This window comes from Allosalinactinospora lopnorensis, from assembly GCF_000981225.1.
Lineage (GTDB): Bacteria > Actinomycetota > Actinomycetes > Streptosporangiales > Streptosporangiaceae > Allosalinactinospora > Allosalinactinospora lopnorensis.
The window spans coordinates 75,117-96,486 of sequence record NZ_LAJC01000010.1 but is presented as its reverse complement, the minus strand read 5'-3'; the positions used below and the strand labels follow the sequence as shown (position 1 = coordinate 96,486).

Below are 21,370 nucleotides of genomic sequence, written 5' to 3'. Positions count from 1 at the left end.
GGAAAATCAGCGTCAACAGATCGGGGAATGCGGCCGTCTCCCCACGGGCTCCGGCGGTGGCTTTCCTTCTCTGTCCTGGAACGATGGACAGAGCAGGAGCGTCTCGTTCATTCGGGGCCGGCGCTGCCGTAGATCCAGGTCTCGAACCACATGCGCTCCGCCCACGAGTCGTAGGGAATGACCTCCGCGCTCAGCACCGGGTACAGGTAGGCGAAGTTCGCGATGATGAGCAGCAGCACCACTCCGAAGACCACGCCGCCGACGACCCGGCTCCACGGCGAGTAGCCCGGGCTGTCCTCCCCTGCGCCCATGATCAGTCCCAGGGACAGCACGATCGCCAGGACCACGAACGGGAGCACGGGCAGCGCGTAGAACACGAACATCGTCCGGTCCGGGTAGCCGAACCACGGCAACCAGCCGGCGGCCACCCCTATCAGCACCGCGCCCGCGCGCCAGTCGCGGTAGGTCACCCACCAGGCGAGCATCACCAGCACGGCGACGATGCCCAGCCACCAGACAGCGGGGGTGCCGACGTTCAGGATCGTGCTGGAGCAGTTCGTGGCGCCGCAGGTGGTCCCGTCGCCGTCGTAGTAGAACGCCACGGGCGTGCGCATGATGAACCATTCCCACGGGCTCGACGCGTAGTCGTGCGGCGCGTCGAGCTCGTTGTGGAACCGCAGCATCTGCGCGTGGTAATGGAACAGGCTCCACAGCGCGTTCAGCGGCTCCTGGATCCATCCGGGGAGCCCGGCCAGCAGGCCGCCGGTGTTCTGCGCGCTCCACTGCCGGTCGAATCCGCCCGAGCTGAACAGCCAACCGCTCCACGTCGCCACATAGGTGACAGCGGCGACCCCCACCGTCTGGAAGAAAGCGGGTGCCGCGTCGAAGCCGAGCCAGCGCCGCACCACGGACCGCTGTCCGACACCGCGCCGGGCGCCATAGTCCCAGGCCACCGTGAGCAGACCGAACGCGGCCAGGAAGAACACGGCCGACCACTTGGTGCCGCACGCCAGTCCCAGGCACACTCCCGCGGCGACCCGCCACCAGCGCATCCCCAGCCAGCCGATCACGGAACCGACCGGCCGGGTCTCGATCAGGTTCGCCAGCCGTTCCCTGCTCCTGTCGCGGTCGATCACCAGGAAGGCGAAGCCGGCGAGGATCCAGAAGGTCACGAAGACGTCCACCATGGCGATCCGGCTCATGGTGAAGTGCAGGCCGTCGAGCGCCATGATCAGGCCCGCGGTGCAGCCGAGCAGCCACGAGCGCGTCATGCGCAGCGCCAGACGCACCATGACCAGGACTGATAGTGCGCCGACCAGCGCCGCGGCCACGCGCCAGCCTTCCGGGGACATCGGCGTCCCGAACGGCATCAGCCCCCACAGCCAGTCACCCGCGGCGATCATCCATTTGCCGAAGGGCGGATGCACGACGAAAGCGGCCTGGTCGGTCCAGATGTCCTGGACCCCCTGCGCGAGCAGATCGTCGGCGTTCTCTACGGTCTCGCGCTCATACCCGTGGCGCCACAGCGAGTAGGCGTCCTTTGCGTAGTAGGTCTCATCGAAGTAGATCTGCCCCGGCTCGCCGATCCGGATGAACCGGAGCGCACCGGCGAACAGCGCGAGCAGCACGGCGCCAAGCCACCCGACCCAGGCAGGCCTGGGCATCGGCGGCACCAGCCGCGGACGGGCAGAGACCTGGGGCCGGGGAGCCGGTTCGGGATCGGCGGGAAGTGCTGTGGTGGTCATCTCAGCTCGTAGATTGGTTCGGAAGCGGTGAATTCGGCGGAGGCGGCCGAGGCCGGGTCGTGCACCGGCTGGATAACGCCAACCGTAGCGTTTTTTAGAGTGGGTGGATTGTGACTGCAGGAGTCGCGATGGCGGGAGAAACCGGGACGTTGACCCTGGCCGGGCTCCCCATCGGCCACCGCGAGGACACCCCGCCCCGATTGGCGGCGGCGCTGCAGAGCGCCGGGATCATCGCGGCGGAGGACACCCGCAGGCTACGTCAGTTCGCCTCGCGCTTGGGCATCCGGCTCGGCGGTGAGAGCGGTGCCCGGATCGTCTCCTACTACGACGCCAACGAAAGCCGGCGCACCGGGGAGCTCCTCGCGGAACTGCGCGCCGGACACGACGTTCTCGTGGTGACCGACGCCGGGATGCCGGGCGTGTCGGATCCCGGCTACCGGCTGGTGGCGGCATGCGTGGAGGCGGAGGTGCCGGTGACCGCCATTCCCGGCCCGTCTGCGGTCACCACCGCCCTGGTGCTCTCCGGCCTGCCGACCGACCGCTTCTGCTTCGAGGGGTTCCCGCCGCGCAAGGGCCTCGCCGGGCGGCTCCGCGAACTGGCGGACGAGCGGCGCACCATGGTGTTCTTCGAGAGCCCGCACCGGATCGCGGCGACGCTGGCCGCGATGTCCGAGGCGTTCGGGGCGCACCGCCGTGCCGCGGCCTGCCGGGAGCTCACCAAGACCTACGAGGAGGTCCGCCGCGGCCCGCTTGCCGAGCTGGCCGAATGGGCCCAAGCGGGGGTGCGCGGCGAGATCACCGTCGTGGTGGCCGGCGCCGAACCTGCGGCGGCGCACCACGGCCCCGCGGAGCTGGCCGCCGCTGTCGCGGACCGCGAAGCCACCGGTGTCCCGCGTAAGCAGGCCATCCAGCAACTGGCCAAGGAACTCGGTGTTCCCAAACGCGAGGTCTACGACGCCGTACACCGCTGAGGCGGGCTCGTAATCGTCCTGGTTTCGGACACTGACAGCTCACTGAATTCGTCTAGTCTGTCTGAACACTTGGTTTACTAACTGGTTAGTTCATTTGACGCTTGATTGTCTAACTGGTTAGACATACCATCATGGTGAACAAGCGGATGAAGGCACGGGCTGTGCTCAGCCTGGCGCGCATGGCGGCCAGGGCGAACAACCTCAAGGTCGAAGAGCTGAAAGGCCGTGGTAAAGGTTCACACCACGTGTATGTCATCCGCGGCGCGAACGGTGGGGAAGTTGGCCGGTTCAGCCTCACTGACCATTCGAAAGAGGTGAGCTGGACCGTGTTGCGGAGTATCGATGACGGACTGGTTCACCTGTTCGGCGAGAAGTGGCTGGAGAAGCGATGACGACCTACAACGTGACCGTCACCCATGAGGATGACCTCTGGGTCGCGGTCATCGGCGGTCTGCCCAAGGGCACGGTCGGCGCGAGCGATTATGTGCGCTTCGCCGACCTGCGCGACGATCTCCCCGAACTGATCGCTGACCTGACCGGTAGCGACCCCGATGAGCTGGCCATCACGTGGCGGTACGAGTTCGGCGGCCATGATGTGACGACCGAGATCGGGGATCTGCTCGCCGCTGAGGAACGACTCCGCGAGTCGCACGAGGAGCGGGACCAAGCGCGGCGTGCGGCCCTGGCGGCGATGAAGGCCGCCGGGCTGTCCCAGCGGACGATGGCTGACGTGGTCGAGCTGTCGCACCAGCGAGTGAATCAGTTGCTGAAGGCGTCGTAGGGGAGAAGGGGCGGATGCGGGAATCGTTCCGCGGTTCCGCGCCTGACGGCGGTCCGCCGGCACCGAGCGACGAAAGCGCCCCGCCGCTCCAGAAGAAGCGGCGGGGCGCGACGCCCGCGACCGGGTTCGGTAGGGCGCCCGGCGGGGTTCCGCCGGGCGCCCGTTCAGACGACGGCGCCGTCACTCTCCTCCCGGGCGGCGCGCAGCTCCTTGCGCTGCTTGGTCTTGCGCTCCCGGATCACGTGCGGTGCCGGGGTCCTGTCCCACTTCTGCAGCCATTTCGCCAGCGGAACCGCCAGGAACACCGTGGCCAGCACACCGGAGCACAGGCCCACCAGCATCGCGATCGAGAAGTCGCGCAGCGAGGACCCGCCGAAGACCGCCAGCGTGGCGAGGATGAAGACACCGCCGATGGTGGTGTTCACCGTTCGCGGCAGTGTGTTCAGGACCGCTGTGTTGGCGATGTCGGAGAACGAGGACTTGGTGTCGCGCGCCCATTCGTCGCGGACCCTGTCGAACACCACCACCGCGTCGTTGACCGAGAAACCGATGACACTCAGCAGCGCCGCCAGGAACACCCCGTCGATCGGCTTGCCCAGCCAGCAGAACAGGCCGATGACTAGGACTAGGTTGGCGGCCAGGGAGAGCATCGTCGACACGCCGAACGACCAGCGGAACCGCCAGGCCAGGTAGGCCATCTGGAGGACCAGGGCGGCCGCGAGCGCGATCAGCGCCTTGTTGCGGAGTTCCTGGCCCATGCTGGGGCCGATGATCTCGTCGCTGATGCGCTCGGTCTCGCCCGCTTCGGCGCCGATCGCCTCCTGGATCCCCTCGGCGTCGGCGTCGGAGATCTCCCCGGTGCGCACGGTGAGGTCCCCGTCGCCGGCCTCCTGGACGACCGCGTTGGGATGCCCGGCATCGGAGACCGCCTGGCGGGCCTCGGTCACGCTGATGGTCTCCTCGACGGTGAACGCCATGACGCGGCCGCCGGTGAACTCCACACCGAAGTTCGGCGGGCGCACGACGGCCCCCAGGATCGCGACCACGACGATCAGGCCCGAAATCCCCAGCCACAGGCTGCTGCGCTTCATCAGGTTCGGGTTGTTCTCCACCAGCCAGGCGCGGACCGTGCTGATCCTGGAGATACCGCTGACAGCGGGGTGCCTGCGGATGATGCTGCGGCGGACCGCCCACTCCACGAACACGCGGGCGATCACCAGAGCGGAGACCATCGACGCGAGCGTGCCCAGCCCCAGCGTCACACCGAAGCCCTGCACCTGACCGGAGGCGAAGAAGAACAGCAGCGCCGCCGCGATGAGGGTCGTGATGTTCGTGTCGAGGACCGCGCTCCACGCCTTCTGCGTCCCCTGCACGAAGGACTTCTGCAGGTTCGGCGGGATCGCGCGCTTTCGCCGGCGGGACAGCACACCGGCCTCGGCCTGTTCGGTCTCGGCGTCGGTGGCGTCGATCATCCCCGCCGACTTGTTGGTGTCGTAGATCTTCTTCTGCTGCTGGTACTCCTCCCGCGCCCGTTCGAATATCAGCACGTTGGCGTCGATCGCCATACCGATGGCCAGCACGAAACCGGCCAGACCGGGCAGGGTCAGCGTCGCACCGAGCCCCACGAGCGCCGCGTAGGCGATCAGTGTGTAGCAGGCCAGCGCGACCGAGGCGAGGAAACCGACGAGGCGGTAGGCGGCGCAGATGTAGAGCGCGGTCAGCAGCAGGCCGATACCGCCGGCGATGAAGCTCGCCTTGATCGCGTCCTCGCCGAGGGTCGGACCGACGGTCTGGCGCTGTATCTCCTGCACCGGCAGCGGCAGCGAGCCGCCCTCGATCAGCACCGCGAGCTCGTTCGCGCTCTCGTTGTCGAACGTCGGGCTGGTGATGGTGGTGGAGCCGCCCCCCATGCCGACGTCACAGGCGATGTCGGGATTGACCTCGGGAGCGGAGATGATCTGGTCGTCGAGGACGATCGCGACGCGCCGCTTCGGGTCGCCCTGGTCGTTGCAGGCCGCGTCCGCGGTCAGGTTCCGCCAGGCGTCGCTGCCCTCGCCCTGGAAGTCGACGTTGACCTGCCAGTTGGTCTGGTACTTGTCCAGTACGGCCTCGGCGCTGGAGACCTGGTCCCCTTTCAGCTGCGGCTCGCCGAGCTGCAGCATGGTGCCCTGGTCATCGGGCAGGGTCTCGGCGACGTCCTCCGGGTTCTCGGCCGGCTCGCCGCCTCCGCCGGGAGGCGCCATGCCGCCCCCGCCACCGCCCCCGGGCATCAGCTCTTCGAGGTCCTCGGGGCTGATGTCCTCGGGCAGCTCGCCTCCCTGGCCGCCTTCCTGGCCGCCAGCGGGGGCGCGGGCCTCGTCGGCGGGCGGGTTGGCGTTCTCGCCCACCCCCGGGTCCCCGCTGACCGGCCCGCCGGCTCCGCCGCCGGGTGCGCCGCCGCCGGGTGCTCCACCAGGCGCTTGGACGCCGGTGCCCTCGGAGGGTGCCACCCCGAGGACCGGGTGGAAGGTCAACTGCGCGGTCTGGCCGATGATCTCGGCGGCCTCGGTCGGGTCCTGGACCCCCGGCAGCTCGACGATGATCCGGTCCTCGCCCGAGCGCGACATGGTGGCCTCGCTGACACCGAGCCGGTCGATGCGCTGCCGGAGCACCTCGATGACCTTGTCGGTGTTGTCGGCGTTGGCTCGATGCCGTCCTCGCCGTCATTGACCTGGAGGACGATCTGAGTGCCTCCGCTGAGATCGAGCCCCAGCTTCGGCGGTACGAACCACGCGGCGCCGAATGCGGCGACCACGATCAACAGGGAGATGATGCCGCGCGTCCAGCGCGCACCGGCTCCCACTTGACTGGACAATGAAGAAACCTCTCACGAAAGCGGGGTCGGGTGGTATGGGAAAGGGGCCGGCGGTCTCCTGGACCCCCGGATCACACGCGCGCCGTGAGAGGAGGTGCGCGTCCAAGAGGCAGAGCGAAGGGCTCCGCGAAGTCCGGTGCCTTCACCGATTCGGGCAGCGGAGCGACCCCCCAAGGAGCGCCGATATCGGGCAGCAGCGCGTGCGAGGACGAGTGCTCCTGGGGCAGATCCCGCACCAGCAGCCGCTGGTCGCCGTTGTTCGTGGCGGGCAGTGCCAGGGGGACCGCCATCGGGTCCCGCCTGTTGCTGGCAACGGCCTGCGTATTGTCGGACGCTGAAGCGACCCCGTGCGCCGGCTGCGAGCCGGCAGCGGCCAGCGCGGTGCTGAACGGGGGCGAGGGCACCCCGAGCAGGAAGATCGCCGCCACCGCCATGGCGGCCAGGGCACGCGGGATCGTCGTGACCACCGCCTTCGCAGAACACCGGCCGGGCGCCCGCGCGTACGCGCGGGACATGCAGGGAACGTACTCCTCTGACGAGCTTAGGTGCCCACACTACCGATGGGGCCGCATCGGTACCTCCGGGAGCCTGAGCCGGCAGCGGGGGACCGAAAACCGTGCGAAGTCGGCCACCGCCACCTTTAGGCTTGAGACATGTCGTCGAAACGCCACATCCTGACCGCGGTGGCCTGGCCCTACGCCAACGGGCCGCGCCACATTGGGCATGTATCCGGGTTCGGGGTCCCCTCCGATGTCTTCGCACGCTACCAGCGAATGTCCGGCAACAACGTGCTCATGGTCAGCGGTACCGACGAGCACGGCACCCCCGTCCTGGTGCTCGCCGACCAGGAGGGCGTGTCAGCGCGTGAACTGGCCGACCGCTACAACAGGATGATCGCCGAGGACCTCGTGGCCCTCGGACTCTCCTACGACCTGTTCACCCGTACCAGTACCGGCAACCACTACGCGGTGGTGCAGGAGCTGTTCACCGGTCTCTACGAGAACGACTACATCTTCGCCCGCACCACCAAGGGCGCCGTCTCCCCGTCCACGGGGCGCACCCTGCCCGACCGCTACGTGGAGGGCATCTGCCCCATCTGCGGGTATGACGGCGCGCGCGGCGACCAGTGCGACAACTGCGGCAACCAGCTCGATCCGATCGACCTGATCGAGCCCAAGTCCAAGATCAACGGCGAGACTCCGGAGTTCGTCGACACCGAGCACTTCATGCTCGACCTGCCCGCGTTCGCCCAGGTTCTGGGGAAGTACCTGGACTCCAAGAGCGGGCAGTGGCGGCCCAACGTCCTGAAGTTCTCGGTCAATCTGCTCAACGACCTCCAGCCGCGCGCGATCAGCCGCGACCTCGACTGGGGCGTGCCCATCCCGCTCGAAGGCTGGAGCGACGAGGCCAACAAGCGACTCTACGTCTGGTTCGACGCCGTCATCGGCTACCTCTCGGCGTCGATCGAGTGGGCCAAGCGGACCGGCGACCCCGAGGCATGGCGCGCGTGGTGGCAGAGCGAGGACGCCGAGTCCTTCTACTTCATGGGCAAGGACAACATCGTCTTCCACGCCGAGATCTGGCCGGCCATGCTGCTCGGGTACAGCGGCAGGGGAGACCGGGGGGGCACTCCGGGAGCGCTGGGCGCGCTCAACATCCCCACGGAGGTGGTCTCCAGCGAGTTCCTCACCATGGAGGGGCGCAAGTTCTCCTCCTCGCGGCGCGTGGCCATCTACGTCCGCGACTTCCTGGAGCGCTACTCCGCCGACGCGCTGCGCTACTACATCGTGGCGGCCGGCCCCGAGACCCAGGACACCGACTTCACCTGGTCGGAGTTCGTCCGCCGGAACAACGACGAACTCGTGGCCGCCTGGGGCAACCTGGTCAACCGGTCCATCTCGATGGCGGCGAAGAACCTGGGGGCCATCCCCGAGGCCGGCGAGCTCACCGGCGAGGACCGGCGGGTTCTCGCCGACTCCAGGGCCGCGTTCGACACCGTCGGCGAGCACCTGAACAGGTCGCGGTTCAAGGCGGCCCTCCAGGAGGCCATGCGCACCGTCGCCGAGGCCAACAAGTACATCTCCGACCAGGCCCCATGGGCGCTGAAGAAAACCGACCCGAAGCGGATGGAGACCGTCCTGCACGTCGCCCTGCAGCTGGTCAGCGACGCCAAGACACTCCTCACCCCCTTCCTGCCGGCCTCCTGCAACAAGGTGTACGCGATGCTCGGCGGCACGGGCGTGTGGTCGGGCATGCCGCGGCTGGAGGAGGCCGTCGACTCGATCGGCGGCGAGGAGGGCAGTTCGGTCTACCCGGTCATCACCGGCGACTACGCCGGCAACGAGGCACGCTGGGAGTCCACGCCCATCCGGCCGGGCACGCCGCTGTCCCGGCCCGAGCCGCTGTTCGCCAAGCTCGATCCGAGCGTCGCGGACGAGGAGCTGGCGCGCCTGGAGGAGAAGGCGGGCGAGTAGCTCCCGACCCGCGGCACCCCCGCGGGAATATCGGTACCGGCGGACCGTTCTACCGGACGGTCCGCCGTACGCGTGTGAGACGAACGCCGTAAGGAAGTGGTCATGGGCAAGCGCAGTGGCAGAGCGGTGCGCAACCGGAACGCCGAGACTCCGCCGCCCGCGCCGGAGCCGCTGAGTGTTGCGGTGGCCGACAGCCACACCCACATGGACATGCAGGACCCCGAGGTCCCGCGGATCGTCGCCGACGCCGAGGCGGTGGGCGTGACCCCGCTGATCCAGGTCGGTGTCGACCTGCCCTCCTCACGCTGGGCGGCCGAGATCGCCGCGGAGTACCGGGCGGTGTGGGCCGCTGTGGCGCTGCACCCCAACGAGGCGCCCCGGATCGTGCACGGTGACGGCGCCCCCGGCGTCGAGGCCGACGAGACCGACTGGGCGGGGAAGGCCCGGGCCGCCGCGGGGACGGCGGGACTGGACGCCGCCGTCGCCGAGATCGAGCGGATGGCCGCGCTCCCGCAGGTACGCGCGGTCGGGGAGACCGGTCTGGACTACTACCGCACCGGAAGCGAGGGCACCCGCGCCCAGCAGGAGTCCTTCCGCCGGCACATCGATATCGCCAAGCGGCACGGCAAGGCCGTGATGATCCATGACCGGGACGCCCACGACGACGTCCTGCGCATCCTGGACGAGGAGGAGGCCCCGGAGCGGGTCGTCTTCCACTGCTTCTCCGGCGACGCGGCCATGGCCAAGGTCTGTGCCGAGCACGGCTACTTCATGAGTTTCGCCGGCAACGTCACCTTCGCCAACGCGCACCAGCTCCGCGAGGCCGCCGAGGTGGCGCCCCCCGAGCTCGTCCTGGTCGAGACGGACGCCCCCTTCCTCACCCCCAAGCCCTACCGGGGCCGCCCCAACGCCCCGTACCTGATCCCGCACACCCTGCGCGCGGTCGCCGAGGCCAAGGCCATGACCGAGGAGGAGCTGGCGGCCGCCGTGGCGGGCAACGCCCGGCGGGCCTTCGGACTCTGATCCGCCGACCGGCGTGCTCTCAGGACGGTCGTACGCCCCACTCCTTGAGGACGTCCTCGGCGGCGGGGCCGGTGAACTCCGGGTCGCGGGTGGCGGTGCCCGGGGTGCGGCCGAAACGGGGGGCGGGGCCGGGGTAGCGGTACTCCCCTTTGCGCGCCACGGAGCCGCGGGCCCTGACGTGCGGGTGTTCCGCGGCCTCGGACATGGACAGGACGGGCTGGACGCAGGCGTCGGTACCGGCGAGGAGCCCGGCCCATTCGTCGCGGGTCCTGGTGCGGATGACCTCGGCGAAGCGGTCGCGCAGCTCCGGCCACCGCGACCGGTCCCACTGGTCGGGGAGGTCGGCGCCGGCCAGCCCGACCCCCTCCAGGAAGACCGCGTAGAACTGCGGCTCGATGCAGCCGACGGACACGTACCGGCCGTCGGCGCACTCGTAGACGTCGTACCAGGGTGCCCCGGTGTCGAGGTAGTTGGTGCCGCGCTCGTCGCTCCAGGCCCCGCGCGCCCGGTCCTCGTAGACCATCGACATCAGAAACGCGCTGCCGTCGATCATCGCGGCGTCCACGACCTGCCCCCTTCCGGAGGTCTGGCGTTCCATCAGGGCGCTGAGCACCCCGGTGACCGCGAACATCGCGCCCCCGCCGAAGTCGCCGACGAGGTTGGCCGGTGGCACCGGTGCCTGCCCGGCGCGCCCGAACCCGTGCAGGGCGCCGTTGAGCGAGATGTAGTTCATGTCGTGCCCGGGATGCCGGGCGAGCGGGCCCTCCTGCCCCCATCCGGTGATCCGGGCGAACACCAGGCGCGGGTTGAGTTCCAGGCACTCCTCCGGACCGATCCCCAGCCGTTCCATGACGCCGGGCCGGAACCCCTCCAGCAGCACGTCGGCGGCCGCGATCAGCTCGCGTGTGGTGCGGATCCCCTCGGCAGTCTTGAGGTCGACCCCGAGCACCGGCCGCCCCGCGCTCATGTGCGGTCCCCGGCCCGTGCGGGCCGCCTCGGCCGCCGTGGGCCGGTCCAGCCGGATGACGCTGGCGCCGAGATCGGCGAGGAGCATGGCGGCCATAGGTCCGGGGCCGATCCCGGTGAACTCTACGACCCGGATTCCATTGAGCGGACCCATCGGCGATCCTCCCGCGAGGACGGTTCGAATCATGTTCGGTTGCACATTGTGGAGGACGCCCTCCCGGCCGCGCTATGCGCGGGCGATGCCTCTGGAGGAAAGGGCGGCATCCGGATTTTCCCCCGGAAATCGGCTGATGCTAAAGCGCGTTTGCGGCCTCTGTGATAATTTCCGGATGGCTGGACGTGCCGCCGTGACCCCCAAGGGCTGAGCTCTCCGGCCGATCCGCCCGCCATCATCGCGCGGTCGAGGCCATCCGGCCGTACCCCCGTCGTTTCCATGATCGTAAAGGTCAGATGAATCGTGCCTAGCTGGTCGTCACGTTCCCGTCGATCCCACCGCGGTACCCGCAGGGCACCGAACAAGAGCAGCGCGGAAACACAGGCGCAGCGGCTGCTGGCCGTGATCTCGCCGTCCTGGTGGCGCTCGCGCCGTGTGGCGATCGGCGCCGCCGTGGCCGCCGGGGTGGTGCTGATCGGCGGGGGCACCGCGTTCGCCATGGAGCAGCGGATCACACTCGACGTCGACGGCGAAGAGCAGAGCGTGCACACCTACGGCGCGACCGTCCAGGAGGTATTGAACTCCGCGGAGGTCGAACTCGGCGAGCACGACGCCGTCGCCCCCGCCCTCGATACCGAGCTGGCCCCGGGCGACCACGTCCTGGTGCGCTCCGGGCGCGAGTTCACCCTGGAACTGGACGGAGAGCCGGAAACCCATTGGGTCACCGCGCTGACGGTGGGGGAGGCGCTCGACCAGATCGGCCTGGGCGGCGAGGCGCTGGAGCTCTCGGCGGACCACAGCGACCCGGTGCCGGAATCCGGTCTCGAGGTCGAGGCGACCGGAGCCCGGCAGGTGGTGATCCTCCGCGACCGGACCCGTACCGAGGTCGCGACCACCGCGGGCACCGTCGAGGAGGTCCTCGACGACAACGGCGTCGAGCTGGGCGAGCACGACATCGTTGAGCCGGAACTCGACGCCGAGCCCGTCGACGGCATGGTCATCGACGTCCTTGAGGTTCTCAGCGAACCCGAGACGGAGAAGAAGAAGATCGAGGCCGAGACCGAGGAACGCGACAACGACGAGATGGAGAAGGGCGAGAAGGAGGTCGTCCAGGAGCCCGAGGACGGCGTCAAGGAGGTCACCAGCGCCACGGTCATCAAGGAGGGCGAGGAGACCGAGCACGTCCTCAAGGAGAAGGTCCTGGAGGAGCCGATCGACGGCATCGTCGAGGTCGGGACGAAGGAACCCGAGTTCGACCCCAATGTCGGCGGCGAGGCCGACAGCCTCAACTGGGACGCCCTGGCCCAGTGCGAGTCGAACGGGGACCCCACCGCCGTGAACGAGGCCGGCGGGTACTACGGCCTCTACCAGTTCTCCATGGCCACCTGGCAGTCCGCCGGGGGCAGCGGAAACCCCGCGGAGGCCAGCCCCGAGGAGCAGACGATGCGGGCGAAGAAGCTCTACAACCTGGTCGACGGCAACTGGGAGGGCCAGTGGCCGGAATGCGGCAGCAACCTGTTCAATTGAGCGGGCCCGGGCAAGGGGTCGCCTCCAGCGGTGCGGTGAGGCGCGGACGCGTCACCGGCCTGGCAAAATGGGCAGGTGGCTCACTCCGAGACGTCTGAGACCGTCCGCCTGCTGACCCCGGCCGATGTCCGCCGGATCGCCGACCGCCTGGGCATCAGGCCGACCAAGACCCTCGGCCAGAACTTCGTCATCGACCACGGGACGGTGCGCCGGATAGTCCGGCTCTCGGGAGTGGACGAGGACGACGTCGTCCTGGAGGTCGGCCCCGGCCTCGGCTCCCTGACGCTCGCGCTGCTGCCGCGGGTACGCCGCGTCACGGCGATCGAGATCGATCCGGACCTCGCCGCCGCGCTGCCGGCGACCGTGCGGGAGCACGCCCCCGGCCTGGCGGACCGCCTGGAGGTCCGCGCCGCCGACGCCCTGCGCGTTGCGGAGGTCCCCGGTCCCGAGCCGACCGCGATGGTGGCCAACCTGCCCTACAACGTGGCCGTCCCGGTGCTGCTGCACCTGCTGGAGCTGCTGCCGTCGGTGCGGAGGACGCTGGTCATGGTGCAGGCCGAGGTGGCCGACCGGCTCGCCGCCGAACCGGGGAGCCGCACCTACGGCGCACCGTCGGCGAAGGCCGCCTGGTACGCCGGCGTGCGCCGCGCGGGCAATGTCGGCCGCAGCGTGTTCTGGCCCGTGCCCAACGTCGACTCCGGACTGGTGGAGCTGCGCCGCCGCCCGGCACCGAGCACGGCGGTACCGCGGGAAGAGGTGTTCGCGGTCATCGACGCCGCCTTCGCGCAGCGCCGCAAGACCCTCAGAGCGGCCCTGTCCTCGTGGGCAGGGTCCGCCGCCGCTGCGGAGACCGCGCTGCGCGCCGCCGGTGTCGACCCGTCCGCACGCGGTGAGGCCCTCGACGTCGCGGCGTTCGCACGCATCGCCGAACACCGGCCCGGCCGCGTGCGGTAGGGGCCGCCGCGGCCACGCACGCCGTTCGGCTCACCGAGTCCTGAGCATCGAGGTCCGCGGCGGTTGGACGCGGCTCAGTCGCGTCTGGGGACGTCGCTCAGGTCGATCTCCACGCCCTTGCCGCTGTCGCGGCTGCCCAGCAGCAACTCCTGGAGTTCCGCACCGTCGGGGACCATGAACACCAGTTGCCCCGTCGCCTTCTCGCCGGCCGGGATCTCCCGCCACAGCGAGTCGTCGCGCTCCTCGGTCGACGGCTCCAGGGCGAGGGTGAACTCGCCGCTGGCCATCCGGAGGCGCTGCCATTCGTGGTCGAGCTCGATCGTGTGTTCCGAGGTGTTCTCCACACGCAGGTCGAACGCGCAGTACATACCGCCGGTGGTGGTTGAGCGGTTGTTGACGTTGGTCCCGCAGGCGTACTCGTTGACGTTGAAGACCATCCGGCCGTCGGTGGTGCCGTCCGTCTGGGCCCCGCCCGGCTGGGCGGCCGAACCGTCGCCGGAGCCGCCGTCCTCCTCCTGCCGCTCCGCGTCCCGCGGAGTGCCGCCGGTGGTGTCGGCCCTGTTGAAGACGAGCAGGGTGAGCACGGTGAACAGCAGGACCAGGAGCGCCGCGACCAGTGCCGCCAGGATGATCCACTTCACCCGCTTCTTACCGGGCTGCAAGGGGCGGTGCGGGGGTGGCGGCGCCGGCGGGACATAGGGCTGGGCCTGCGGGCGGGCGCCCGTCTGGCCCGGTCCCTCCTGGGGCGGCGGCCCCACTTGCGGGATGGGGCCGGTCTGGCGCGGGGAGGCCACCGGGAACTGTCCGGTCTGGTGCGCCGGAGGCTGGTGGGCGGGACCCGGATGCTGCATCTGCTGGCCGGGGTACGCCTGCTGCGCGGCCGGCATCGGCACCTGCTGCCCCGGATGCGGCGGCTGCGGATGCCCATGGCCGGGGGCGCCGAGTGGCGGGCCCGGAGGCGGCATGCCCTGGTGCGGCCCCTGCGGCGGATGGGACACCGGGTGCGCCTGGGGCCCCTGCGGTGCGGCGTTCGGTGGCAGCGGGGGAAGGTTGGGGCGCCACGACTGGTGGAGCGCGTGGCTGACCATGTCGTTGGCGTTGCCGGAGTCGCCCTCGCCCCCGGCCAGTTCCAGCAGTAGGTCCTGGGCCTTGGGCCGGCGTTCGGGTTCCTTGGCCAGTGCCTTGGCGACCAGCCGGTCGAGAGGGCTGTCGAGGTTGCCGAGCTGCGGTTCGGCGAACAGCACCCGCTTGCCGAGCGTCATGGCGTCGCCGTTGCCGAAGGGATGGACGCCGTTCCCGGCGAACGCCACCAGGCACCCCCACGCGAAGATGTCGGCGGAGGTGGTGACCTTCTCCTCCAGCAGTTGCTCGGGAGCCATCCAGCCCGGGCTGCCCATGACGATCCCGGTCTTGGTGTGGTTGGTCATGGTGTTCATCGCCCGGGCGATACCGAAGTCGATGACGCGCGGTCCGGAGAGCGACAGCAGAACGTTCGCGGGCTTGAGATCGCGGTGGACCAGGCCGGTCCGGTGGATGGCCGCGAGCGCGGCCGCCACGCCCAGCGCGAAGCCGTGCAGGGTGCTGGAGTCGAGGGCTCCGTGCTCGGCGATCTGCTCGGCCAGGGGGGTCCCCGCGATGTACTCGGTGACCATGTAGGGCCGGTTCTCGAACGTCCCGTGGTCGAGGACCTTGGCGGTGCAGAACGAGGCGACTCTGCGCGCGTTCTCCATCTCGTCGCGGAAACGGGCGCGGGTAGCCTCGTCGAAAGCGAGTTCCGGCCGGATCACCTTGATCGCGACCTGGGATCCCTTCTCAGGGGTGCGGCCGAGGTAGACCGTCCCCATTCCGCCACTGCCCAGACGCCCGGACAGCACGTATGGACCGATGGTGGCCGGATCCCCGGCGGCCAGCGGTTCCAGGTTCTTTGGGAGCCCATCCGACGGCAAGCGGTCCTCCCCGACGGTGTCCAAAGTGCGTCCGGCCCCAAGGTAGCGGGGATCGTGTCCTGATACCCACCCGCACAGGCCACGAGGCCCGATTTTGGACACTCAGAGTGACACACCTGCGGGGGGAATCGTCCATGGAACCCCGGCCGCCGTGAAGTACGCGAGGGAACGGCACATGTGTTCCGTTGCGGGTACGTGGGCTCACGGGGGTGGGGGCTTCCTTTACGATTGAGGACTCGTGACCGCTATGACCGCCGTAACCGTACGGGTACCCGCAAAGGTGAACCTTCAGCTAGCGGTTGGGCCGGCGCGCGAAGATGGATACCACGATCTGGTCAATGTCTTCCACGCTGTCTCGTTATTCGACGAGGTTACCGTTACTGCGGCCGGTCCGCGTGCAGTGACGGGCTTCGCGAGGCTGACCGTCGAGGGGGAGCCGTACGCGTACACCGCCGAGGTTCCACTCGACGACACCAACCTCGCCGCCCGCGCCGCACGCCTCCTGGCACGTGAGACCGGTAGCGGCGGCCCGATCGACATCCACTTGCGCAAGCGGATCCCGGTCGCCGGGGGCATGGCGGGAGGCAGCGCCGACGCCGCAGGGGCGCTTGTGGCATGCAACACATTTTGGCGGGCGGGGCTTTCACCGGACGATCTCCTGGCGCTGGCCGCCGAGCTCGGCAGTGACGTCGCCTTCCCGCTCGTGGGCAGGACGGCCGTGGGCACCGGCCGCGGCGAGCTGCTCACCCCCGTGAGCAGTGTCGGGCGCTACCACTGGGTCTTCGCGCTCTCCGGTAAAGGGCTGTCCACGGGGAGGGTCTTCGCCGAGTACGACCGGCTCCGTCCCGACGCGCCCGAGCCGCGGGAGGACACGGCCCTGATGTCGGCGCTCGCTTCCGGGGACGCCCGAGCGCTCGGCGCGGCCCTCAGCAACGACCTGGAGGCCGCCGCGTTGTCGCTGCGCCCGGATCTGGACGCGACCCTGCAGGCGGGCCGTGCGGCGGGAGCACTCGGTGTGATCGTGTCCGGATCCGGCCCCACCTGCGCGTTCCTCGCCGCGGACGAGGCGGCCGCCGGCCGGGTCGCCGCGGCGCTGCGGGAATCCGGGCACTGCGAGCGGACCGTTACCGCCTATGGCGACGTCGAGGGGGCCGTGGTCGTCCCTCAGGGGTGACAGCGCCGGCGGCCTCCGCGGAGGACGCGGCACGGGCCGAGCCCTCTGCCTCCCGTGCCCTTCTCCGCCCTCTCCGGGTATTGACCTCAATTCAACTTGAGGTTTCAGACTGAGGTCATGACTACGACGACCTTCAGCCGCTACGCCGACCTGCCGACCCTCGTCGGGCTGATGACCGGCGACGAGAAGCACCAGGCCGCGGCCGAGTCCACACTCGACGTCCTGTGGGTGCTCTACGACCGGGTGCTCGACGTAACGCCCGAGACCGCCGACGCCCCCGACCGCGACCGCTTCCTGCTCTCCAAAGGGCATGGCCCGGCCGCCTACTACGCGGTTCTCGCGGCGAAGGGCTTCATCGACGTCCAGGCGCTTCGGAACTGGGGCCGGTTCGACTCGCCCCTGGGCCACCATCCCGACCGGGTGCTCCTCCCCGGTGCGGAAATCGGGAGCGGCTCCCTCGGGCACGGACTCGGACTGGGGGTGGGGACGGCCCTCGGGCTGCGGATACAGGGCAGGACCGGCCCCCGCGTGGTCGTCCTGGTCGGCGACGCCGAACTCGACGAGGGCAGCAACCACGAAGCGGTCGCGGTCGCCGGCCGCCTCGGGATCGACAGCCTCACCGTGGTCGCCGTCGACAACGGCTCCGCCTCCCTGGGCTGGCCGGGCGGGATCGCCGAGCGTTTCGCCCGCGAGGGCTGGGCCGCACGCTCCGCCGCCGGCCGCGACCACACCGCCCTCTACGAGGCGCTCACCGGCGCGCACCCCGGACGCCCGCTGGCCGTGATCGCCCAAGTCCGGTCCTGAGGAGGAAACACGATGCCCCTGAGCAACTACGCCGGCGCCGACAACGTAAGGCCGGCCCCAATGCGGGCCGGCTTCGTCGACACCGTCGACGCGGCGCTCGACACCGATCCGCGGCTCGCCGTTGTGCTCGCCGACATCTCCGCGGACCGCTTCGCCGGTGCCGCGGCCCGCCATCCCGGGCGCGTCGTCAACGTCGGCATTCGGGAGCAGCTCATGGTGAGCGTGGCCGGCGGCCTGGCGCTGACCGGTCTGCGGCCCATCGTGCACACCATCGCCTCATTCCTGGTCGAGCGGCCCTTCGAACAGCTCAAACTCGACCTCGGCCATCAGGACACCGGCGCCGTTCTGGTCGGCGTCGGCGCCTCCTACGACTACGCCGGGGCCGGGCGCACCCACATGGCCCCCGGCGACGTCGCCCTCTTCGACACCATGCCGGGGTGGACCGTGCACGTCCCCGGGCACGCGGACGAGGTCGTACGGCTCCTCGAAACCTCGTTCGGCGGCGACGACCGCGTCTACCTCCGGCTCTCCGAGCGAGCAACGCCGCGTCCCGGCCGGTGGGCGGCGGGCTGGTGACCGTCCGCTCCGGATCCGCCCGCTCCAGCGGTGTCGCGGTCGCCGTCGGTCCGATGCTGGACCGGGTCCTGGCCGCGACCGAAGACCTCGACGTCACGGTCGCCTACGCGGCCACGGTCCGTCCGTTCGACCGCGCCGGCCTCAACCGGCTCGTAGCCGCAGCGGGGCGGGCCGATGTCCTCGTGGTCGAGCCGTACCTGGAGGGGACCTCGGCGCACGAGATCGCCGCCGCGCTGGACGACCGCAGGCACCGCCAGAGGTCCCTCGGTGTCTCCCGCGCGACCGAAGTGCGCGGCTACGGCACACCGGCCGACCACGACCGTGCGCACGGCCTCGACACGGAGGGAATCGCCAAGGCCGCGCGGGACTTCTTCCTGGCCTGAGCAGTGTCCGCGGCGCCCACCCGCACGGGGCCGGGGTGGGCGCCGCGCCGGCCTGGGAGGGCGGCGCACGCCGAAGTGGGGGACGGAGCCTACCCAGGACTCAGCGGGACCGGCCCCTGCGGCCCGCCCGCGAGATGCCCGGGGCGGGAGAGCCGCGGCCGGTGTTTCGCGGACGCAAGGGGCTCGCCGTGGTGCGCTCCCACAGTGAGGCCCAATGCTGAGCGGTGAGATCCTTCGGGAGCGCTCGGGGCGACACCCCGTGTGTCCGCGACCACTCGTGCAGCGCCCTCCGGTCGATCCGCCCCGTCCTGGTCAGGATCTCCTGCAACCCGCGACCGGGACCGGTGAAGACGTTCCGGACGAAACGCTGGTAACCCCCGCGGTCGGCGACGAGCGGGGACGACCGGCGGGTGACGGTGAGCAGGCCGCCGTCGACCGACGGGACGGGCCGGAAGGACCGGGCGGGGACCCGAGAGTGCAGCGTGAAGTCGTACCACGGCCACCAGCTCGCGGTCAGCATGCTCGCGCCGCCCACCCCCGCCCGCCGGCGGGCGGCCTCCCACTGCATCAGCAGCACCCCGGCCTGCCAGTGCGGTGCCGCGAGGATCCGGCGCAGGATCGAGGTCGTTAGGTGGAACGGGAGGTTGCCGACGAGGACATGCGGGTGCCGCGGTAACCGGAAGCGCAGGATGTCGTCGTTGACGACGGCGACGTTCTCGGGCGTGCGCCGGTCGAGGCGGCGCGCGCGCCCCGGATCGACCTCGACGGCGGTGACCGGCCGACCGGACCGGCTCAACGGGAGGGTCACAGCGCCGTCGCCGGCGCCGATCTCCACGATCGGGCAACTCGTCCGCGCGACGAGTCCCCCGATCGTGTCGATGACCGACCGGTCGGCGAGGAAGTTCTGGCCGAACTCGTGTCGGCCGCCCTGATAGGGAGAAGGCATGGGAAGCTCCGCGAGGAATCGTCGGAGCCGGGCAGCGCAGTGCACCGCACCGGCGGAGAACTCCGGGATGCGGCGGAGCTGGCGATCGGTGAGGTCAGTCCGCCGCTAAGCGGCGCGGAGCCTCACGGACGCGATTCCCAGGCAGCAGATTCCCATATCAGGGACCCTAGCAGCGGTGTCCGGGCGCGGGCATCCCCTTTTCCTGCGGCCTCCGGCGGCACCGCGCCCGGAACGACCGGCCTTCCAGAGGTGTTCCCGGCGTGGCGGGTGTGGTCGTGCCCGCCCCTCCCGTCCACCACAATGGGAAGCACGATGAATCTGGTCAATCTTGCGGATGTATCCCTGGCCTACGGGCCTCTTGTACTGCTCAGGGACGTGTCGTTCGGTGTGGACGAGGGCGACCGCGTCGGTGTGGTCGGCCGCAACGGCGGCGGGAAGTCCACCCTGGTATCGGTCGTCGCCGGGCTCACAGAGCCCGACTCCGGACGGGTGGTCCACAGCAGGGGACTGCGGGTCGGTTTCCTCCAGCAGAGCGACAGCTACCCCGAAGGCACCGTCGGCGAGTTCGTCCTGGGAGAGCGCGCCGAACACGAGTGGGCCGGCGACGCGCGCGTGCGCGACGTGCTGCGCGGGCTGCTCAGCGGGTGGGATCTCGACACCCCGATGGCCGGCCTGTCGGGAGGTGAGCGGCGCCGGTCTGCTCTCGCGCGGCTCCTCATCGAGACCCATGACCTGCTCGTCCTGGACGAGCCGACCAACCACCTGGACATTGAGGGCATCGCCTGGCTCGCCGGGCATGTCAACCGGCGCAAAGAGGCGCTCGTGGTGGTGACACACGACCGGTGGTTCCTGGACGCCGTCACCAACCAGACCTGGGAGGTCGTCGACGGCCGGGTCGAGCGCTACGAGGGTGGATACGCCGCCTACGTGCTGGCCAAGGCCGAACGGGAACGGCTCGCGGCGGCGACCGAAGAGCGGCGGCAGAACCTCATGCGCAAGGAGCTCGCCTGGCTGCGCCGCGGCCCGCCCGCGCGCACCTCCAAGCCCAAGTTCCGGGTCGAGGCGGCCAACAGCCTCATCGCCGACGAACCGCCGCCCCGCAACACCGTCGAACTCGTGCGCTTCGCGAGCTCCCGCCTGGGCAAGACCGTCATCGACACCCGGAACCTGCTGCTCAAGGGCGGGGAACGGGTTCTGGTCGAGAACCTCACCTGGCAGCTGGGGCCGGGCGACCGGGTCGGCCTGGTCGGGGTGAACGGCTCTGGGAAGTCGACACTGCTGCGCGCGCTCGCCGGGGAGCACGAGCCCGAAGGGGGGTCCGTCCGGCACGGCAAGACGGTGAACCTCGCGCACCTGTCGCAGGGCCTGGCCGAGCTGGACGGGCGGCGCCGCCCGCTGGAGGTGGTCGAGGAGGTCCGGCGGCACGTCACGATCGGCAAGAAGGAGTTCTCCGCCAGCCAGATGCTGGAGCGCTTCGGGTTCCGGGGCGAACGCCAGTGGACCCCCATCAGCGACCTCTCCGGCGGCGAACGGCGCCGCCTGCAGATGCTGCGGCTGCTCATGGGCGAACCCAACGTGTTCCTGCTGGACGAGCCCACCAACGACCTGGACATCGAGACCCTGACCGAGCTGGAGGACCTGCTCGACGGCTGGCCCGGGGCGCTGGTGCTGGTCAGCCACGACCGCTACTTCCTGGAACGCATCACCGACCGCGTGATGGCGCTCATGGGCGACGGCGCGCTCTCGTTGCTGCCGGGCGGTGTCGACGAGTACCTCGCGCGGCGCGCGGGCGCCGACGACGGGGGAGAGGTCCCCGTGGCCGGCGCGGGAAAGGAATCCGAGGACCGTCGCGCCCCGGCCGGTCTCTCCGCGGCGGAGCAGCGGGCCCTCCAGAAGGAGATGCAGCGGACCGAGCGCCGCATCGACCGCATCGATGCGCGCGAGAGCGAGCTCCACGACCTGATGGCCGGCGCCGCCGACGACTACACCCGACTCGCCGAGCTCGATGCCGAGCTGAAATCCCTGCAGTCGGAGAAGGACGGGCTGGAACAGGACTGGCTCGCCTCGGTGGAGAAGCTCGGCGGGTAACCCG

The 21,370-nt window shown here is 70.2% G+C and carries 15 protein-coding genes and 2 pseudogenes; 11 read left to right on the top strand and 6 right to left on the bottom strand.

Annotated elements, in window-relative coordinates; translation table 11 throughout:
• Positions 1 to 107: 107 nt before the first annotated feature.
• Positions 108 to 1,745: a dolichyl-phosphate-mannose--protein mannosyltransferase gene (locus tag VS93_RS05830; RefSeq protein WP_046468979.1), complete on the bottom strand. Its 1,638-nt coding sequence runs from the start codon at positions 1,743 to 1,745 to the stop codon at positions 108 to 110.
• A 128-nt stretch (positions 1,746 to 1,873) separates the two neighbouring features.
• On the opposite strand from VS93_RS05830, the gene rsmI reads away from it, so the two are divergent.
• The 3 genes from rsmI to VS93_RS05815 all read left to right on the top strand — a co-directional run bounded on the left by rsmI (position 1,874) and on the right by VS93_RS05815 (position 3,497).
• The gene (rsmI, locus tag VS93_RS05825) at positions 1,874 to 2,716 is read left to right on the top strand and encodes a 16S rRNA (cytidine(1402)-2'-O)-methyltransferase (protein ID WP_046468978.1); all 843 of its coding nucleotides are present in this window, start codon (positions 1,874 to 1,876) and stop codon (positions 2,714 to 2,716) included.
• A gap of 131 nt (positions 2,717 to 2,847) precedes the next feature.
• Positions 2,848 to 3,108, top strand: a complete 261-nt coding sequence (locus VS93_RS05820; RefSeq protein ID WP_046468977.1) for a hypothetical protein — start codon at positions 2,848 to 2,850, stop codon at positions 3,106 to 3,108.
• Positions 3,105 to 3,497 carry a hypothetical protein gene (locus VS93_RS05815; RefSeq protein ID WP_046468976.1) on the top strand — a complete coding sequence of 131 codons (393 nt, stop codon included), beginning with the start codon at positions 3,105 to 3,107 and terminating at the stop codon, positions 3,495 to 3,497. Before VS93_RS05820 ends, VS93_RS05815 begins: the two co-directional genes overlap by 4 nt.
• A gap of 164 nt (positions 3,498 to 3,661) precedes the next feature.
• On the opposite strand, the pseudogene secD reads toward VS93_RS05815, so the two are convergent.
• Positions 3,662 to 6,351 (bottom strand): annotated as a pseudogene (gene secD / locus VS93_RS05810) (protein translocase subunit SecD).
• Between the two features lie 71 nt (positions 6,352 to 6,422).
• Positions 6,423 to 6,866: a hypothetical protein gene (locus VS93_RS05805; RefSeq protein WP_046468975.1), complete on the bottom strand. Its 444-nt coding sequence runs from the start codon at positions 6,864 to 6,866 to the stop codon at positions 6,423 to 6,425.
• 138 nt (positions 6,867 to 7,004) lie between these two features.
• On the opposite strand from VS93_RS05805, the gene metG reads away from it, so the two are divergent.
• Positions 7,005 to 8,825, top strand: a complete 1,821-nt coding sequence (gene metG / locus VS93_RS05800; protein ID WP_046468974.1) for a methionine--tRNA ligase — start codon at positions 7,005 to 7,007, stop codon at positions 8,823 to 8,825.
• 102 nt (positions 8,826 to 8,927) lie between these two features.
• Positions 8,928 to 9,848 carry a TatD family hydrolase gene (locus VS93_RS05795; protein WP_046468973.1) on the top strand — a complete coding sequence of 307 codons (921 nt, stop codon included), beginning with the start codon at positions 8,928 to 8,930 and terminating at the stop codon, positions 9,846 to 9,848.
• 19 nt (positions 9,849 to 9,867) lie between these two features.
• Here the strand turns inward: VS93_RS05795 and VS93_RS05790 are convergent, their stop codons facing one another.
• Positions 9,868 to 10,968: a CaiB/BaiF CoA transferase family protein gene (locus VS93_RS05790; protein ID WP_046468972.1), complete on the bottom strand. Its 1,101-nt coding sequence runs from the start codon at positions 10,966 to 10,968 to the stop codon at positions 9,868 to 9,870.
• Between the two features lie 303 nt (positions 10,969 to 11,271).
• On the opposite strand from VS93_RS05790, the gene VS93_RS05785 reads away from it, so the two are divergent.
• Positions 11,272 to 12,495 (top strand): ubiquitin-like domain-containing protein, encoded by a 1,224-nt coding sequence (locus VS93_RS05785; RefSeq protein ID WP_338022677.1) that lies wholly within the window; start codon positions 11,272 to 11,274, stop codon positions 12,493 to 12,495.
• Positions 12,496 to 12,570: 75 nt separating this feature from the next.
• Positions 12,571 to 13,449: a 16S rRNA (adenine(1518)-N(6)/adenine(1519)-N(6))-dimethyltransferase RsmA gene (gene rsmA, locus VS93_RS05780; RefSeq protein WP_046468971.1), complete on the top strand. Its 879-nt coding sequence runs from the start codon at positions 12,571 to 12,573 to the stop codon at positions 13,447 to 13,449.
• Between the two features lie 74 nt (positions 13,450 to 13,523).
• Here the strand turns inward: rsmA and VS93_RS05775 are convergent, their stop codons facing one another.
• Positions 13,524 to 15,395: a serine/threonine protein kinase gene (locus VS93_RS05775; RefSeq protein WP_046468996.1), complete on the bottom strand. Its 1,872-nt coding sequence runs from the start codon at positions 15,393 to 15,395 to the stop codon at positions 13,524 to 13,526.
• A gap of 247 nt (positions 15,396 to 15,642) precedes the next feature.
• Here VS93_RS05775 and VS93_RS05770 point away from each other — a divergent pair, with 247 nt between their 5' ends.
• The 3 genes and pseudogenes from VS93_RS05770 to VS93_RS05760 all read left to right on the top strand — a co-directional run bounded on the left by VS93_RS05770 (position 15,643) and on the right by VS93_RS05760 (position 18,332).
• A complete protein-coding gene (locus VS93_RS05770) occupies positions 15,643 to 16,569 on the top strand; it encodes a 4-(cytidine 5'-diphospho)-2-C-methyl-D-erythritol kinase (protein ID WP_082126652.1) in 927 nt (308 codons plus the stop codon).
• 117 nt (positions 16,570 to 16,686) lie between these two features.
• Positions 16,687 to 17,373: a thiamine pyrophosphate-dependent enzyme gene (locus tag VS93_RS05765; protein ID WP_046468969.1), complete on the top strand. Its 687-nt coding sequence runs from the start codon at positions 16,687 to 16,689 to the stop codon at positions 17,371 to 17,373.
• Between the two features lie 60 nt (positions 17,374 to 17,433).
• Positions 17,434 to 18,332 (top strand): annotated as a pseudogene (locus VS93_RS05760) (transketolase family protein).
• Positions 18,333 to 18,432: 100 nt separating this feature from the next.
• Here VS93_RS05760 and erm read toward each other — a convergent pair.
• The gene (gene erm, locus VS93_RS05755) at positions 18,433 to 19,278 is read right to left on the bottom strand and encodes a 23S ribosomal RNA methyltransferase Erm (protein WP_046468968.1); all 846 of its coding nucleotides are present in this window, start codon (positions 19,276 to 19,278) and stop codon (positions 18,433 to 18,435) included.
• A 312-nt stretch (positions 19,279 to 19,590) separates the two neighbouring features.
• Between erm and VS93_RS05750 the strand changes: the two genes are divergently transcribed.
• Positions 19,591 to 21,366 carry an ABC-F family ATP-binding cassette domain-containing protein gene (locus VS93_RS05750; protein WP_046468967.1) on the top strand — a complete coding sequence of 592 codons (1,776 nt, stop codon included), beginning with the start codon at positions 19,591 to 19,593 and terminating at the stop codon, positions 21,364 to 21,366.
• Positions 21,367 to 21,370: the final 4 nt, after the last annotated feature.

Excerpts from the sequence above, each read along its gene's own strand:
- erm (WP_046468968.1), bottom strand. The coding sequence starts at position 19,278 with ATGCCTTCTCCCTATCAGGGCGGCCGACACGAGTTCGGCCAGAACTTC.
- VS93_RS05830 (WP_046468979.1), bottom strand. The coding sequence starts at position 1,745 with ATGACCACCACAGCACTTCCCGCCGATCCCGAACCGGCTCCCCGGCCC.
- VS93_RS05750 (WP_046468967.1), top strand. The coding sequence starts at position 19,591 with ATGAATCTGGTCAATCTTGCGGATGTATCCCTGGCCTACGGGCCTCTT.
- VS93_RS05765 (WP_046468969.1), top strand. The coding sequence starts at position 16,687 with ATGACTACGACGACCTTCAGCCGCTACGCCGACCTGCCGACCCTCGTC.
- VS93_RS05820 (WP_046468977.1), top strand. The coding sequence starts at position 2,848 with ATGGTGAACAAGCGGATGAAGGCACGGGCTGTGCTCAGCCTGGCGCGC.
- VS93_RS05795 (WP_046468973.1), top strand. The coding sequence starts at position 8,928 with ATGGGCAAGCGCAGTGGCAGAGCGGTGCGCAACCGGAACGCCGAGACT.
- VS93_RS05770 (WP_082126652.1), top strand. The coding sequence starts at position 15,643 with ATGACCGCCGTAACCGTACGGGTACCCGCAAAGGTGAACCTTCAGCTA.
- VS93_RS05805 (WP_046468975.1), bottom strand. The coding sequence starts at position 6,866 with ATGTCCCGCGCGTACGCGCGGGCGCCCGGCCGGTGTTCTGCGAAGGCG.
- VS93_RS05790 (WP_046468972.1), bottom strand. The coding sequence starts at position 10,968 with ATGGGTCCGCTCAATGGAATCCGGGTCGTAGAGTTCACCGGGATCGGC.
- rsmI (WP_046468978.1), top strand. The coding sequence starts at position 1,874 with ATGGCGGGAGAAACCGGGACGTTGACCCTGGCCGGGCTCCCCATCGGC.
- metG (WP_046468974.1), top strand. The coding sequence starts at position 7,005 with ATGTCGTCGAAACGCCACATCCTGACCGCGGTGGCCTGGCCCTACGCC.
- VS93_RS05815 (WP_046468976.1), top strand. The coding sequence starts at position 3,105 with ATGACGACCTACAACGTGACCGTCACCCATGAGGATGACCTCTGGGTC.